Below are 15,408 nucleotides of genomic sequence, written 5' to 3'. Positions count from 1 at the left end.
CGTTGCCGATTCAAGCGTGTGCGGGCCCATGTGCCGCTCCCGTCTCACTGATCGTGCTCCGTTTTTGTCCCCCAGATGGTGGTATCTGCGTCTTGTTGAGACCGAACCCCACTTCGAGGCCTCGGACTGCGTCTTCGAGCCGATCGGCTGGAATGACGGCCGAAATGGACAGTTCCGACGTCTCGATCAACTGGACCGGAATATCGGCATCGGAAAGCACTCTGAAGAAGGCGCAAAGCACCTCCGAGGAGGAGCGCATGCCGAGCCCGGAAACCGTGATCTGGCCCATGTGGTCCTGAACCTTCACTCCCCTGAAGCCGGTCGCTTCCTGTATTGCGGTGAGCGTCGCAAGAGCAGCGGGGGCATCGGTTGCTGGAAGCGCGAATACGAGGTCCGAAGTGCTGTGGTGTGCCTGATGGGTGTATCGGGTGATCATGCGGATGGTGAACCCGGAGTTTGCGAGGCTCCCAAAGATCCGGGCCGTAGCTTCGGTGCTGAGGGGCACATCGGTGACTGTGATGGTCGCTGCCGAATTGTTGCTTGTCACCGCCGAAACAACGACGCGTTCTCTTGCCGACGTTGCGCGGTGTCCGTCCAGGCAGGGTAAAACGAGAGTGCCTGGTGCCTGGATGAATGATGAGCGCACATGAATGGGAACGTTGAACCGTCGGGCGTACTCAACGCAGCGGAGATGCAGTATCTTCGCTCCCGAGGCGGCGAATTCAAGCATCTCCTCACTGGAGAGCACCTCAATTTTGCGGGCAGTTGGGACAACCCGCGGATCCGCGGTGTAGATCCCATCTACATCGGTATAAATCTCGCAGACGCTTGCGTGTAAGGCGGCGGCTAGAGCGACGGCAGTAAGGTCCGAACCACCCCTTCCCAGGGTGGTGAGCGCCTTTTTCTTCCGTGTTCTTCCCTGGAATCCAGCCACGATGGCAATGTCGCCCCGCTTCAGACAGGCGTGGATACGGTCCGGCTTAACGTCGGTGATCCGCGCTTTGCCGTGGAGACTGTCGGTAATCAGACCTGCCTGGCTACCGGTGAAGGTTCGAGCATTTGCCCCTAAATCTGCCAGCGCGATAACCAACAACGCCATGGACACGAGTTCCCCCGTCGTCAGCAATGCGTCAAGATCACAAGCCCGCGGCCTTGGAGAAACACTGGTAGCCAGATCCAACAATTCATCGGTGGTATCCCCCATCGCGGAGACCACCGCTAAAACCTGATATCCGGACGCTTGTGTCTCAGCGATCCGCTGGGCCGACCGCCGGATACCCGCTGCGTCTGCTAACGATGACCCGCCATACTTCTGCACAATGAGATTTCGGGGTGGGGCTGCCCTGGGTATCTTCATCACCGCGAAATCGGATGGTGACACTCCGAGGAACGAAGTAACCCCGACTGGCAATTCGGAGGCGCGCATACCTGTCCGCGGATAGATCTCGTCGACACCTTGGATAGAATTCATGCCGGCCTCAATTCGTACAGGGCGGACGGCCGGTATGTGGTCCGTTCGGTCCTGTTGATGATTGTGTGATGTGGACCTTGGGAGAATCTTGGGGCTTCGAGCCTCGCTTGATCACGCCGTTCGATGTGGGTGCCCGCAGCAATGCCAATGCTGCAACGTACTTACCCGGCAGCCCCACTGCTGCGGGGTGCACATCTGTAATAAGCCAGTCTTCCGGGGTCATCGCCTGCCCACGGATTACCGGAGCCCTGCCGGACACATCTACAGTCGAAGGCTCCATCATCAGCCCGCAGCCCAGCGCTTTGAGGACTGCCTCCTTACGCACCCAGAGCTGAGCCATGAACGCAAGCCTCATAGACGGAGCCATACGCCAAGCGAGATCCCGCTCAACTGATGTCAACGCCACGGTCCCAAACCCATCGAAATCGGTCGACGACATTTCCTGAACGTCTATCCCCAGGCGGATGATATTAGATTCCGCACTACCTGCGAGGAGGCACCAATCTTCTGCCCGACTCAAGCTCAGCCGAATGCCTGATCCCTGCCGAGGCACTTTATAGCGGGGAATTCCATGAACCTTGTTACCTTGCGTCGTGCAGGTGGGACAATAGTAATCTGCCCGCAGGGAACCTCGGGTGACCCCTGCCAGCCTGGCAGCATGAAGCCGCAGCAGTATCCGGCTGCTGAGGAATCGGTCACGTTGAACTGATGAAAAACCGGCAGCCATACGTCGCTCGGCCTCGTCCAGTAGGCCGACCAGCCGAAGGTCGACGTCGGACAAGCGGGTAGCTCTCAAGGAGACGCCACCGACTATTGCGTCTGCCACCGGCTCCATGTGTCCTCCGTCGACGTGTGTGCAATCGATTCCCCGGTGACGGCGCTGACGGCCTCAGCGAGCAGCTCGAGGCCCCTGTCTAGATCCTCGGCACTGATGGTAAGCGCGGGCATGGTTTTGATAACTTCACCCTCGGGGCCCGAAGTCTCTACCAGTAGCCCCCGGACGAACGATTCAGAGGAGATTTTTTTCGCCAGTTCAATGTCGGGGTAATAGATACCAGCGAGGAGACCGCGGCCTCTGACCCGAGCCCCTTCGGTATGGGCTGCTATCTGGCCGAGCCCTTCACGCAGTTGGGTGGTCCGCAGACTGATCTGCTGCTCAAACTCCCGGTCCTGCCAGTAATGTTCCAGAGCGGCAGCTCCCGTAACGAAGGCGGGGTTGTGGCCGCGGAAGGTGCCATTGTGTTCCCCGGGTTTCCAAATATCCAGTTCGGGCTTGAATAGCGTCAAAGCCAGCGGCAACCCGAAACCAGAAATTGACTTGGACAGGCAAACGATGTCCGGCGTAATGCCGGCGTTTTCAAAACTGAAGAAAGACCCTGTGCGCCCGCACCCGGTCTGTACATCGTCGACGATGAGCAAAACGCCATGCTGCTGACAGAGGTCTGCAAGGCCTTTTAGCCAAGAATCACGGGCCGCTTTGAGCCCGCCCTCGCCCTGAACGGTTTCCACGATAACCGCCGCTGGCTTGTCTACGCCGGATCCGCTGTCCTCCAGCACCTGTCGAAGCCACAAGAAGTCCGCCGTCCGGCCGTTGAAGTAACCGTCATAGGGCATGCTCGAGGTGTTGGTCAGCGGGATTCCCGCTCCCTGGCGTTTCATGGAGTTACCGGTCACCGACAAAGAGCCGAGAGTCATCCCATGAAACGCATTAGTGAAGCTGAGGATATGGTGCCGACCAGTGGTTTTGCGGGCCAACTTCAGGGCCGCCTCTACAGAGTTCGTTCCGGTAGGGCCCGGGAACATAACTTTGTAGTTGAGCCGCCGGGGTCGAAGAATGAGGTTGTGAAAGGTCTCGAGAAATCGCCGCTTTGCCGGAGTCTTCATGTCAAGGGAATGGACGATGGCCCCGGACTGCAGATACGCGATCAGTGGAGTAAGCAGGACCGGATTATTGTGTCCGTAGTTCAGCGCGCCTGCACCTGAGAAAAAGTCTAAGTACTCCCTACCGTCCTCGCTGTACAGAGTGCTGGCAGTGGCACGTTCGAAGACAGTGTCCCAGCCCCGGCAGTAGCTGCGAACCTGGGATTCCAGGGTTTCGAAGATATCGGACATTGCGTCCCTCTTTAAGTCAGATAATCACCGCCTGTGCCTTGCTCGCCCCGAGCCGCGGTGAGTTGCCGGTGCCATCGAACCTGGACCAGTTAAGAAGGGACTGATCAGTTTGAAGCCAGTTGGACCTCAACCCGGAAAACTTCTCGGAAAGGGTGGTCTGCCTGGCATCAAGGAACGGAAGTCTTCACAAATCAAAGTGTCGGAACAAAAAGCGGGCCGGTCCGCGCTTGGCCCTTCCTCACCCACCTCGTTACGGGGTCAAGTTGGCCTAGTCAATATGGCGGAACAGGCGATGAAGACACGATTATGACGGTGAGATAGCGGTCCCAAAACGACGCACTTAAATGCATCACGGTGTTTTCCTCGCGGGGCGCATTGGTGCTTAGAGAGCGCAGTTCTTTGCAGGAGAGTTCTCGTTTCGCGGGCCGTCATTGGCGATCCCTGGACCGACAATCCACCTCAACAGAGGATATGCGCTGTCGAGGCCGAAGGCGGGGAAATCCCACAGGGCAGTGACGGCCTGCCATGAACCAGTACACCCGATGTATCACCACCGCAGTACCAACTACACGCGAGACCTACGTTGATTCCCCAACTGCACCTCTGGCGAATCACTGTTCTATTACGGTAGACCTCACAATCTACATTGACAAGAGACCAACCGCACTGATTCCAACCGCTCGCTCGGGGGTGCCGAAGGAACGGCGCGTGCGGTGACAATGCCGCGATGGAGTCGTTCTTCTCCCTGCTTCAGAACCCCAACATCTACTCTGAGACTAGCTGGACCTTGAAAGATCCCCATCCTAACCTCAGGCAACAATGCTCGCCCCAGCTCCAGCGCCGCAAGAGCCGTACGAACACCCTGATTGACCAAGGCAAAAGCACCCAATACCCTCGCTCTTGCCGATCCGCTCTCTGGCGCTTCCTTGCGCTGACGTCCGCGGCAGGCTCGAACGCTAGGGTGACGACGTGCGGTAGACGACCGTTCGCGAGGCATGTGATTCGGTTGCCGTCTTATCGATCACATGCGAGTTGTAGGTCGATGTTCCGTATCGGGGGCTGTCCCGGCTTTTGTTGACTCGGGGTTTTAGGCCGCGGCCTTACCTTGGATCAGGGTGTCACCGTAGTCCCGGTGCCTTGTTCAGAATTCCAGGGCGCGGGCGAAAATGGAATCGGGAGGTGCTGGTGGGTGCTGGGGTTGGGTTAGGCTTCTTTTTCGAGTTCTGCGTGTACGGTCGTCCCGAGCTCGTCCCAGCTGGCACTGAATTTTTCGAGGCCTTCGCGTTCGAGGTCGATGGAGATTATTGCGAGGTCAACGCCGAGGTCCTCGAGTTTTTCGAGGGTGTGTGTGGCTTCGGTGTAGGTATCGGGCATGGTGTCGGAGCGGATCGTGCCGTGGTCCTCGAATGCGGTGAGTGTCGTGCCGGGCATTGTGTTGATGGTTCCGGGGGCGACGAGTTGCTCGACGTAGAAGGTGTCAGCGAGTGCTTTGCTTTTAACGCCGGTTGATGCCCAGAGGGGTCGCTGGGGGTGTGCACCGGCCCCTGCGAGTTCCTGCCACCTTGTGGAGGCCACCACTTTTTCGTAGGCTGCGTACGCTCGGTGGGCGTTGGCGACGGCCGCGGTGCCTTGGAGTGCTTTCGCGGCAGCAGTGCCGATGTCATCGAGCCGCGCGTCGACAGCTGAGTCGATGCGGGAGATGAAGAACGAGGCTACTGAGCGGATCTGGGACAGGTCTCGTCCTTGCTCGCGTGCCTGCTCGAGTCCTGACATGTACGCATCGAGGACTTCTTCGTACCGTTCGACGGAGAAGATGAGGGTGATGTTGACGCTGATGCCGGCACCGATCGTCGTGGTAATAGCCTCCAGGCCTTCCCTGGTCGCGGGAATCTTGATCATGGCGTTGGGCTGGCCGACGGTGTCCCATAACTGGCGGGCTTCGGCGACCGTTTCGGTGGTGTCTCGGGCATGGCGGGGTTGAATCTCGATAGAGACCCGGCCGTCCTGTCCGGCGGATCGCTCGTAGATGGGCTGCAGGATGGTGCAGGCTTGGCGCACATCATCGGTTGTGATCGTGAAGACGGCGTCATCAACACTGCTGTGCTCATTTGCGAGGCGGCGCAACTGCTCCTGGTAGAGGTCTCCTCGTGAAAGCGCACTGGCGAAAATGGTCGGGTTGGAAGTGATTCCCACGACGTGATGATTGTCGATAAGGTCCTGTAACTGCCCGCCACCCATCAACTCACGGGAAAGATCATCAAGCCATACCGACACCCCCGCATCCGAAAGAGCGCCCAAGGGCGATGAACCTGTTGGGGATGCGTCCGTTGAGTCAGGGTTTTTCGAGGTCATGGGGTGCTCTTTCTCTTGGACAAGGCAACAGGTCGTCCCGGCGTCGATACCCAGTGCCTGTACCGGCGTTGATCCAAGCCGAATATCGGCTGCTAGCTGTGGGCGGATTCCACGGGCGCGATCAGTGTTCTGCCGCTAGTAGCTCGCGGAGCTGCTGTGGGTACTGGTCATATGTGGCCAGGATGTTTTCGAGGTCGATCAACGGTGGGAACTCTCGGACCGATTGATGCTGCGACAGGAACTGTGCGGTCGCTTCGACAATGGTTTTCTCCTCGGCGTCGGGGAGCCCGAGTTTTTCGACGAGATCAGGGCTCATCCGGAACAGCGATTCGAACGTCTGTCCCTCAGTATCCGTCCGCATGCGGTAGTCGTGGTCGTTGACCTGGTCGATGTTGAAGGATCCGCTCATGTCGTCAACGCTACGTCAGGCTGCTACGCGATCACCCCGATAGCCCGATCCCGCAAGCCAGATCGTTTTCCCTCGACAAAACCCGAATCATCAGTGTGCTGACCTTTTTCGGCGTAGGGTGGCATGACGCCCCCGGACTACCTCGTGACGTCTGACTAACTGGTGGAGGACAGCTTGAGCGCAGGAAACCCTGACCCGACCGAAGACAACATCACCGGTCTGGAACCAGGTGGAGGAGTTCCGCCGGGCGAAACACCGCCGGGCGAAGCAAGCACCACGTGGCAGCAGGGACACGCGAAGAACGACGGCCCATCCAAGGGTGTAACGGGCCTCTGGATCGGAGTTATCGGTGTCGTTGTGCTGCTGTTCCTGCTTTTCATCGTCGGCTACATCGTCGGCGTCTTCAATCTGGGCTAACATCCCGGGCCTGCTCAGCAGCTGATGACACGCCGGGTTGGCTTGGCCTGACCTAGCACAAAGCCGAGGCGTGACCATCAGCCGGGGGAGCATTTGAGCCGCAATCGAAGGGAAACACCTTGAATATGCCTGTTGAACGACCAAGGCACGACGAATCAGCCGATGAGGAAGTGACGTCCTCCCTTGAGGGCCACAGCGACCTTCCGGAAGAGGGAAGCGCTGCACCGAAAGCGCCAGCACCTGACACATCGGATCCACAGACATCGGTAAGCGACGACGATTCATCGCCTCTTGATGAGATCGAGGACAGCCCAGTGAAAACCAAAAACAGCTAACTCGCTCGCGGGAAACTGGCCGGACTAACGTGGTCACCTCGGCCGCTATGCCCGTGACCTGAAGACTCCGGGAGTTTTTGGTACGGAAAGTGTGTGGTGCGGATTGGTTTACGGATGCATGTCACGGCAGCACAGGGCCGCCGTTGATCAACAATCAAGAGGAGAGTACGTGTGAAAGCACACCAGATTGAGCAGTGGTGGCCGGACGTTGATACCGGGGCAAAGCAGTGGCTGAGAGAACATCAGGGTTCGGCTGATATCCCGGAAGAGGTCCGGGCCGGTATTGCAAAGGCCGGTGGGCCCTCGGAGGAGCCGTTTCTCGGTGATGAGGACTGGCAGTTCATCCGAACTCAGTCCGAGTCCGTGGACTGAGTCTTTCCCCAGGGGTGTCAACGTTGGCCTTGATGATCCAGGCCGGCATCGAGGCTGAAGTTGAGATCGAGTAGGTGTGGTGCAAGCCAGGCTGTGGTGTAAGCCGGTCGTAAAAGTTGGTGGTGAGTGCCGGTGGTGACAGCCGGAAGGACTGTTACCGTGGGCGGAGTGTCCGTCCACGGCCAGGCTAGTCTACTGAGTGTTTCGTTGGTGATCCCGGCGTTCAATGAAGAAACCGTGATCAAGCGTTGCTTGCTGGCAGCAATTTATCAGACGGTCGCGGCGGAGCAGATCATCGTGGTGGATAACGGTTCCACGGACGGCACCAGCGCCGTGGTGGGCCGGATGCAGCAAGAACACCCCCATAGCGGCATCGTCCTGCTTAGGCAGGATGCGGAGCAGGGGATAACGCCTACACGGGACTTCGGTTTCAGCGCGGCCGTGGGTGAGGTGCTGGGTCGTATTGATGCGGATTCCCGGGTGGAACCAGACTGGGTGGAACAGGTCCAACAGGCTTTCATGGATCCGGATATTGCCGCTGTTACCGGTCCTGTCATTTATTACGATATGCCGTTGCACCGGTTGGGGCTAAAGGCAGATGATGCCGCACGGAAACTGGTGATGAAGCTGGCCTCGGGCCGGTATCCGTTCCTGTTTGGCTCCAATATGGCGGTCCGCAGGTCCGCATGGGAACACATTAGATTCCAGACATGCCGGGATGAATCCGATGAGATGCATGAGGACATTGACCTATCCCTGCACCTGAGTGACAACGGGTTGAGAATCGCGTACCTACCAACCATGGTGGCCGGTGTCTCTGCCCGCCGTCTGGAGGATTCTCCCGGATGCTATCGATACTATGTTGACCGCTTTGAGCGTACCTACCGGGCTCACCACGTCAACGGGTGGGCTTTGAAGGTTCCGGCCATCATTTTCCGGTCCATTTACCTGCCGTTGAAGCTGCTTCGGACTATGCGTGTGGCCCGTGCCGGAGACTGCAGCCCCGGCCAGGGGATGGGCGACGGTATCGATGCAACCGCAATCCGCCTATCCGACTAGCTATGAACCCGACAGTTGGGGCAAGATCGCCCACCGGGGCTGAAGCGTGGCGAGAAAGAGTTTGAGGCGGGTTTGCCGGAGGGAACTGCCGGACCTGGCCAGCGTTGCGGGATTGAGCGTTGGTCCGGGTAGCTATTGTCGGAGACTAGATTTCAGTAAGTTCCAAGGAGGTCCCGGCCGCTTGGTTATTCGTCTTGGTACTCGGCTGCCGGGACCTCCTGAATATTCAACGTTGGCCCCGGAGTCAGGCTTTTGAGCATCGACTTCCCGGCTGCCCGGTCTGTCCACACGGTGTAGGGGATCGGAATTTCACATCCGTGCTTTGCCTTCAGTGTTGTAGCAGGTACGTGTCGTATCCAGGTAATTTCCTGAGCTGAGTCCGTTAGTGCCGGGCTGACACTGCTTCCTTTACGGGTCACGATCCGCAGTCACGATCCCGTGTTTACATGTGGTCGAAGGCACAGATCGGGGAATAACGCCTGCGTCATGTCCCTGAGGTTGTCGTTCCTTACTCGGCTCGGAGTCTTCGTTCTGAGCCGCTTCCGGATTTCGAGTTCCTGACCTTTTTTGGTGGTTCCGTTAGTCTTCCTTGCTGCGGTCAAGGGGCTCATACACCGCGAGTAGCTCTGAGATCGCTTGGAGCTGCTCGCTACTGCCGTCGCGAGTAACGTGGGCCGAAACCGTCCAAATTTTTCTTCCGTCAATCGTCTTGCGAGTAAGCGTGGACGTGAACGCTGTCGGGATTTTATCGGCCATAGCTTCAGCAGTAGCGCCGTCGTCGAAGGTGAAATGAAAATCTGCGGTGACATCAGTTAGTGCCAAGTGAATGCCTTTCGATCGCCAAGCGCCTGTTCGCTTCGGTTCCAGGCCAGCATATGCAGTGCCGGGAAAGGACCTACCGCTGATCCACCGAACGCGTTAACAACTAGCAAAATCCGTGGTAGCGAGCCGTGAGCCACCAGACTGTGTCGCTGGGATCGGCCGGGCACCCAAAAACTGGAGGCCATCTGAGCTGAGACCCTGGAGCCACGGCCACCGGGGTTTCTCAGTTTTTAGAGCTGAGTTCATGCAGGGAGCCTAAAATCAGGTGTAAGCCCGTAATCAGCCATTTCGGAGGATCGAATGATGAGCAAGCAGGACGACCATAAGGACGATGAACAGGCAGAAGGGGTTGGACCCGAGGGCACAATTCCCGACAGCGAAGATGGTATTGCCGTCAGTTCGACAGAGGAGCTATCGAACTTTGAGCCGGAAGAGGATAACCCGGACAAGGACGGCAACGGCGGTGCTTGAGCTACGAAAAGATACAGCCATGACCATCGACGACGGTAGGCAGTCCAGCTTATTCGGGGTGATCGCTTGCTGGCCGTAGAACCGGGGAGTGCAGCTCTTCGAATGGGTGGAATAAACGCAAAAAGCACACTTCACAGCTCCTAGTTCATCAGACTGCTCGCTGGACTGAATAGGACAGTGCAGCCGACCGGAACGATTACGCTTCGCTAGTATGACGTTGCGTAACGCCCTTGGATGAAGCCAAGTTGGCCTCGCAGGTCTCGGGGTGCAAGTGAGTAAAGCCCGTCCGCTGAATCTCTTCCATCAAGGAGGAGGCCACGGCGGCCCGCTCGAACTCGAAGCCCTGCAACCTGCCGTGCACGGCAAGGAGGATTTGCGGACATCACTGACCGAGCTATCCAGCTCGATTGAGCACCTTAACCCGGAAGATCTGCAACGCCTCAGGGGCCGCGGCCAAGCAGAGTAGAACCAGCTTGCCGGAGTCATGTGCTTTTTCCGGCGTTGGCAGCTGACACCGACGTTGGAACTACAAGCGGTGGGCACCACGAAAGATGCGGGCGCACTGTCCACGTTCTGGTAGTGAGCATGGAAAAGCTCCACCCTCGTTGAGGAGTTTGTTCTGTTGCCCAGGTGAAGTCCCATGGGAGGCTATGGATATGCCTCTGATTGATTTGTCGCACCGGGTAGCTTTCACTTTTGACAACGAGAGCGAAGCACGGGACTGCTATGCCCGTCTGGAGGATGCTCTTCCGGATTTGACCGTTGAGCATCGGATGGGAAAAAACATCCCCGAAGTCTGGATCGTTCGTTCCGACATGAACCGGGATTCGACAGGAGGTCAGATACAAAGCCTCGCCGACGCAGCGATCCTTTTCGGCCCTGTCGATGTAGAGGCCCGCGAGGTTAGTGACAGCGGGATAGGTTGACGACGCGGCGCAACCCCTCCCGCTGCTATGCCGAACATGTCCTGACGGAACCGGCAGTGCGCCTACGGAAAGGCAGATATGCCCATTGACGACGAGAAGCTCTCCGCTTATCTTGGCGATCACCTGCTGGCCGCTGAATCGGGGGTTCGACTTTTCGAATCAGTGGAACGTACCTGGAAGGACACTTCCTACCAGTCGGTGTTCGATGAATTGCGCCGTGACATTGCAGCGGACCGGGACGACCTCGTCGCGTTGATACGACGCCTTGGCTATACTCCGGGCAAAGCCAAAATGGGTTTGACATGGGTTGGTGCGCAGCTCAGTAAAGCTGGTCCGCTGAATCCGTTCCACACAAGCGGTGGTATGGCTGGTCAGATCGAGCTCGAGGCCCTGCAGGCTGCTGTGCGTGGCAAAGAGGGCCTGTGGACGTCGCTGCTCGCGTTGTCTCGTTCCTTCAAACGGCTTGATCCGAAGGATCTGCAACGTCTGAAGGATCGTGCCAGCGGTCAGCAGGACCAGCTTGCCGGAATCATGGACAAGACGATCCTCGAACGGTTCGGTATCTGAAATTAACGCCTGCAACTACCGGGGACTGTCGCGTTGTCGCGGGTGGGCGCTAAACCCACAGGCCTGAAGGGAAAGCTTCGCAGCATGCCATCGAATTGTCTGAGGCATGCCTGAGAACGTCGGAGAACAAACATTTTGAGTGTCAGCCGACGCTCCTGAACCGGAACGCAGTTTGAGGGCCGCACCTTTGATGGGTGCGGCCCTCAATCTTGATTGGTTTAGTGGTTCTGAGAGGCAAGGCAGGAGCAGGTCATGTTACGCAAATCGGAAAACCGGGACGACGGGTCAGCCGGTGAGAGTGATGATGTACCGCTGAGCTCCCACAACCCGCACTGGCACGAATTGAAAAAAGGTGATCCTGTCATCGTGGAGTTTGTCAGAGGTAGCTGGATATCCGGACATATTGACGCTATAACCGATGATCGCAACGTGCTCTGGGTACAGCTCAAGGGACAGGGCCGCCGCCTAATCCACCAGCAAGACAGCATCAGCCTCATCCCCGGTTCCTGCTTAAAGCCGAATGGTAAAAGCAGGAACCGGTCATGAACAGCGGGGCACCAGTGTGCAGGAAGAACCGATTACAGCGCCTATGTAATCCCGTCGACGGTGGTATTTGCGACGTGCCAGCCAAGGTAGCGAAGGCGCCGGTTGAGGGGCTCTCCGCGCGGTTGAGCACCTTGAGGGGGTCGCCGTCTATTTTGGTGTGATGGTCCTGGCTATCTCTGCGGCGGCTAATTCGACGGCCGGGTGACTAAGGGTAAGGACTTCCGGGTCACCTTCAACTGAGAGACTTCTCCAGTTCCAGAGGCCGATCGATGACCATTGGGCGCCGTAGAAAGACCACCATGACAGCCCGTCGTGTTTTCCTGTGTCGAATACGCTGCGCGCCCATTGCTGGGTTGTTTTGTAGTCGCGGTTGATTACTTGACTTGGTCGCAATCCAAGATCGGCTAGTACACGCGGGTCGTCCATGTCGAGGATATGCGGTGTTCCGGTGTATTTGACGAGAGCTTTTTTTGTTCCTGTCGGAGCGGCGGCTGGAACCTCCAGGATTGCAGGGCTCCACACGGGGAAGCGTCCGAAAGCCTCGGCTACAGCTCCGTCCTGATCTGAGCCCACATAAAGCACAAGGTAGTCATCGGCCGGGTCGTCAACCCGACCGTGACCCTGCGCCGGCCAAACGAAAAGGGGGTGGCCGTTCTCGGACGGGGTCCGGGCAGCCGGATTCCAGTTAAGAACACGGTAGAACTCCATCTATGCGAATGCGCCCTGTTCGTAGGCCTTCATGGCTTCGATGAGGCGGGCCGGTCCCTCGAATCGGAATACATCGATTGGCCGCGCTTGTAGGAACGGGTCCTGGCCTTCCAACCACAGCGCTGCCTGCGCCGGTGTAAAGACTGCAAGAAGCTGGCCTACGAGGGAGTCGAGATCGGCAAGCTTCGCTCGGTTTTCCTCGGAAGGCCGATCAGTCCCTTTGACCCAGCGGCCGGGCCGGTCCTGGGCTACACCCAGCAGACCAGCCGCTACATTGTTTCCAAGGGCTTCCACAACTCGGCCTGCAACGGCGCCGGGTCCGTATGCGCCCGCGTTACGTATTTCCTTGACGTGAATGTTTCGGCCTGATGATCTGAGTCCCTTCCGAGGTGCTCCAGCCTTCGAAAGCACCGTACCTTTGGGCAGCAGCCCGTGCCCGTCCTTGATGTGGAGTTCAAATCCGCCGACACGGACCGTTCCGTTGAAGTCACTCACTGTCTCACCCATCCCCCAACAGTAAGTGTTGGGGTTCGTTCGTGGCAAGACTGATGCAGCTTCATGGAAAACTGAACTTCGGGTGTTGCCTCAGACGCCCACGGCGAAAGACTTCCTGATTCGCCGGTCAGTGTCTTGACTGAAAGTCGACATCCAGGAGTATTTGGTCGAGTCGTTATGGCATTTGTCTTCCTACACGGCGTCTCGCAACTGTCGTCTGCATCACGAAATCGAGTGATCAGTTGAAACACCTGGTAGCAAGACAGCCCAACCCGCAACGTAGCGGGGGAGGGGAAGTGCCTCGTCGGAGTGTGTTGCAAGCGAAGGGTTGCGAGAGACGGCGGCCGGACCTGGTGATGAGGATAGGGGCTGCCCGCGCTGAGTCACCAGTAGGATTACTGGTCGTTGGGTTCGCCGAACGGTTCCTTGGGATCACGGGCTGACTGATTGTAGTTTGGGTTGGGAAGCAGGACGCGCCGTATGAGGACCGGAAGGACGTTTGTGGAGGTATACGGAAAAACCGTTGATACGCAGACGCGCTGTGTCCATTACCGGACGAGCAAGGACGTCATCGCCATAAAGTTCAACTGCTGCGGACTCTATTATCCCTGCTTCCGGTGCCATGAAGAGTGCGCGGATCATCCCGTTGTGGTGTGGCCTGAGGACCGATGGCAGGAACGGGCGGTTTTGTGTGGAGTTTGCAGAACAGAGCTAACCATTCGGGATTACCGGGCTGCTGATCGGTGCCCCTCGTGCTTGGCCGGCTTCAATGAAGGCTGCAGGAACCATGCGCACTTGTATTTCGTGGTTCCGGCCCAAGATTAGTTGTCGGTTTCATCGGTTTCCAGGCCCCGGGCGGAGATAGCATCTCCGATTGCTTCGGAGGAGCGGATCAGCCCCACGATGACCGGTATGACGATTTCATAGCTGGCGAACTTTTGCCCGCGGGCTAGGAAAGCCTCGCGTGCCGTTGTGATTGAGGCCGATAGAAGGGGAACGGCCCGCACTGTCAGGGACAGCACCAGGCTGGCCCGCCAGGGACTGATGCCTACGTGACGCAGAGGAGCGAGCATTCTGCCGAAGAAGTCGAGCATGTCGCTGGTGCGGGTTGTATAGGTCAGCAGGCTCGCCAACAAAACGGCGATGACCATGCGCAGGCCGAACATTGCTCCGCGCTCCAGGCTATTGAAGATCATTTGGGCTGCGACCGTAAGCACCATGAACGGGACGACGGGCCTAACCGCTGTCCAGGCTAAAGAGGACCGGATTTCGGCAGCGGGGTAAAGCAGCATGCTGATTAGCAGGAACGCTCCGAGCACGTACAGGTTTTCCACGAGGAAAACCCCCGTAAGAGTCAGGAACAGCAGCAGGAATTTCAAGCCGGCAGGGGCCCGATGGAGCACCGAAGACCCTTCAATGTACAAGCCGATCACTGGCGGGTGCTGTCCGTGTTCCGGCAGCCGATCAGGTACCGGTACGCGGATACGGCCTGGTGGGGGCGCCCGTCGAAGTGGATTCGGCCCTGGTCCATGACGATGACCCGGTCGAAATCTTCGATGATGTCCAGGTGGTGCGTCAACAGGATGACCTGTTGAGGCAGGTTCTGGATGGAATCGAGGAAAATCTCGATATTGTGCAGGTCCAGCAGTGTGGTCGGTTCATCACAGATCAGGATGTCCGGTTTGGTGACCAGCACGGAGGCCAGGGCAAGCATCTGCTTCTGCCCCCCTGATAGGAGGTGAGCCGGGTGGCCGGAATGTCCGGCCAGCCCGTACCGGGCCAGAACTTCGCCGACCAGCTCGGATGTCTGCGGTTTGGTGAGTTTTTGTCCACGCAACCCCAACGCGACATCCTCGGCAACCGTGGGCATGATGATTTGGTGGTTGGCGTCAGAGAAGATGAATCCAACCCGGCGGCGCACCCGGACGGCATCCTTTCGGGTATCCACACCGTCGACGAGGACCGTTCCGCAGCGCGGAATGAGTAGCCCGTTGAAAGTCCGGGCCAGGGTGGACTTGCCGCTGCCGTTGGCGCCGATGAAGGCGATCCGCGTCTCTGCCAGGTCCAGGCTGACATTGCGGAGTACCTCTAATCCATTGAAATCATGGGAGACGTTCCGTAGTGAAATCACGGTTCTGGGAACCCGTCAGCCAGGGTGGCAGGTGCCGGGGGCATTCAGGCCCCATTCTCGCCACGCCGGATGCCGGCCGGCGGAACCGGGTAGGCGCGGTGAACTCCGGCGGCCACTAAGGCGGCTAGCACTGCCTTGAGGATGTCGCCTGGGAGGAATACTGCGGACCCGATCAGCGTGATTCCCAAATCGAGGCCGGTAAAAAGGGGGGACAT

18 protein-coding genes are annotated in these 15,408 nt (G+C 58.2%); 8 read left to right on the top strand and 10 right to left on the bottom strand.

Features of this window, described 5'->3' with window-relative positions; genetic code table 11:
* Positions 1–10: 10 nt before the first annotated feature.
* From IWX65_RS14210 to IWX65_RS14190, 5 genes are all read right to left on the bottom strand, one after another.
* On the bottom strand, positions 11–1,471 hold the full coding sequence (locus tag IWX65_RS14210; protein WP_334683870.1) for an aspartate kinase: 1,461 nt from the start codon (positions 1,469–1,471) through the stop codon (positions 11–13).
* A gap of 7 nt (positions 1,472–1,478) precedes the next feature.
* Positions 1,479–2,198, bottom strand: a complete 720-nt coding sequence (locus IWX65_RS18080; RefSeq protein ID WP_442859200.1) for a 4'-phosphopantetheinyl transferase family protein — start codon at positions 2,196–2,198, stop codon at positions 1,479–1,481.
* Positions 2,199–2,281: 83 nt separating this feature from the next.
* A complete protein-coding gene (ectB, locus tag IWX65_RS14200) occupies positions 2,282–3,583 on the bottom strand; it encodes a diaminobutyrate--2-oxoglutarate transaminase (protein ID WP_196883810.1) in 1,302 nt (433 codons plus the stop codon).
* A gap of 1,203 nt (positions 3,584–4,786) precedes the next feature.
* Entirely contained in the window at positions 4,787–5,935 is a 1,149-nt protein-coding gene (gene tal / locus IWX65_RS14195) for a transaldolase (protein ID WP_196883809.1), read from the bottom strand.
* A 121-nt stretch (positions 5,936–6,056) separates the two neighbouring features.
* Positions 6,057–6,344 carry a hypothetical protein gene (locus IWX65_RS14190; protein WP_196883808.1) on the bottom strand — a complete coding sequence of 96 codons (288 nt, stop codon included), beginning with the start codon at positions 6,342–6,344 and terminating at the stop codon, positions 6,057–6,059.
* 174 nt (positions 6,345–6,518) lie between these two features.
* Between IWX65_RS14190 and IWX65_RS14185 the strand changes: the two genes are divergently transcribed.
* The 3 genes from IWX65_RS14185 to IWX65_RS14175 all read left to right on the top strand — a co-directional run bounded on the left by IWX65_RS14185 (position 6,519) and on the right by IWX65_RS14175 (position 8,527).
* Entirely contained in the window at positions 6,519–6,761 is a 243-nt protein-coding gene (locus IWX65_RS14185; protein ID WP_196883807.1) for a DUF6480 family protein, read from the top strand.
* A gap of 506 nt (positions 6,762–7,267) precedes the next feature.
* Positions 7,268–7,468 carry a hypothetical protein gene (locus tag IWX65_RS14180; protein WP_196883805.1) on the top strand — a complete coding sequence of 67 codons (201 nt, stop codon included), beginning with the start codon at positions 7,268–7,270 and terminating at the stop codon, positions 7,466–7,468.
* A 159-nt stretch (positions 7,469–7,627) separates the two neighbouring features.
* The gene (locus tag IWX65_RS14175; protein WP_196883803.1) at positions 7,628–8,527 is read left to right on the top strand and encodes a glycosyltransferase; all 900 of its coding nucleotides are present in this window, start codon (positions 7,628–7,630) and stop codon (positions 8,525–8,527) included.
* Positions 8,528–9,106: 579 nt separating this feature from the next.
* On the opposite strand, the gene IWX65_RS14170 is transcribed toward IWX65_RS14175, so the two are convergent.
* On the bottom strand, positions 9,107–9,349 hold the full coding sequence (locus tag IWX65_RS14170; protein WP_196883801.1) for a hypothetical protein: 243 nt from the start codon (positions 9,347–9,349) through the stop codon (positions 9,107–9,109).
* Between the two features lie 303 nt (positions 9,350–9,652).
* Here IWX65_RS14170 and IWX65_RS14165 point away from each other — a divergent pair, with 303 nt between their 5' ends.
* From IWX65_RS14165 to IWX65_RS14150, 4 genes are all read left to right on the top strand, one after another.
* The gene (locus IWX65_RS14165) at positions 9,653–9,820 is read left to right on the top strand and encodes a hypothetical protein (protein WP_196883799.1); all 168 of its coding nucleotides are present in this window, start codon (positions 9,653–9,655) and stop codon (positions 9,818–9,820) included.
* Between the two features lie 656 nt (positions 9,821–10,476).
* Positions 10,477–10,746, top strand: coding sequence for a hypothetical protein (locus tag IWX65_RS14160; RefSeq protein WP_196883798.1), 270 nt, complete (start codon positions 10,477–10,479; stop codon positions 10,744–10,746).
* A 78-nt stretch (positions 10,747–10,824) separates the two neighbouring features.
* Positions 10,825–11,313 (top strand): hypothetical protein, encoded by a 489-nt coding sequence (locus IWX65_RS14155; RefSeq protein ID WP_196883797.1) that lies wholly within the window; start codon positions 10,825–10,827, stop codon positions 11,311–11,313.
* A gap of 252 nt (positions 11,314–11,565) precedes the next feature.
* Positions 11,566–11,859, top strand: a complete 294-nt coding sequence (locus IWX65_RS14150) for a hypothetical protein (RefSeq protein WP_196883796.1) — start codon at positions 11,566–11,568, stop codon at positions 11,857–11,859.
* Positions 11,860–12,006: 147 nt separating this feature from the next.
* Here IWX65_RS14150 and IWX65_RS14145 read toward each other — a convergent pair whose 3' ends face one another.
* Both IWX65_RS14145 and IWX65_RS14140 read right to left on the bottom strand, forming a co-directional pair.
* Positions 12,007–12,567, bottom strand: coding sequence for an RES domain-containing protein (locus IWX65_RS14145; RefSeq protein ID WP_196883795.1), 561 nt, complete (start codon positions 12,565–12,567; stop codon positions 12,007–12,009).
* Positions 12,568–13,062: a hypothetical protein gene (locus IWX65_RS14140; RefSeq protein WP_196883794.1), complete on the bottom strand. Its 495-nt coding sequence runs from the start codon at positions 13,060–13,062 to the stop codon at positions 12,568–12,570.
* 480 nt (positions 13,063–13,542) lie between these two features.
* Here IWX65_RS14140 and IWX65_RS14135 point away from each other — a divergent pair, with 480 nt between their 5' ends.
* A complete protein-coding gene (locus IWX65_RS14135; protein ID WP_196883793.1) occupies positions 13,543–13,887 on the top strand; it encodes a CHY zinc finger protein in 345 nt (114 codons plus the stop codon).
* Here the strand turns inward: IWX65_RS14135 and IWX65_RS14130 are convergent.
* Both IWX65_RS14130 and IWX65_RS14125 read right to left on the bottom strand, forming a co-directional pair.
* Complete coding sequence (locus IWX65_RS14130) at positions 13,884–14,495, bottom strand: energy-coupling factor transporter transmembrane component T family protein (RefSeq protein ID WP_196883792.1); 612 nt, start codon at positions 14,493–14,495, stop codon at positions 13,884–13,886. The genes IWX65_RS14135 and IWX65_RS14130 overlap by 4 nt on opposite strands.
* The gene (locus IWX65_RS14125) at positions 14,492–15,193 is read right to left on the bottom strand and encodes an energy-coupling factor ABC transporter ATP-binding protein (RefSeq protein ID WP_196883791.1); all 702 of its coding nucleotides are present in this window, start codon (positions 15,191–15,193) and stop codon (positions 14,492–14,494) included. Before IWX65_RS14125 ends, IWX65_RS14130 begins: the two co-directional genes overlap by 4 nt.
* Positions 15,194–15,408 lie beyond the last annotated feature (215 nt).

Source organism: Arthrobacter sp. CAN_A214 (assembly GCF_015751955.1).
Lineage (GTDB): Bacteria > Actinomycetota > Actinomycetes > Actinomycetales > Micrococcaceae > Arthrobacter_D.
The sequence above is the reverse complement of the archived record's forward strand: the minus strand, read 5'-3'. Positions and strand labels throughout refer to the sequence as shown.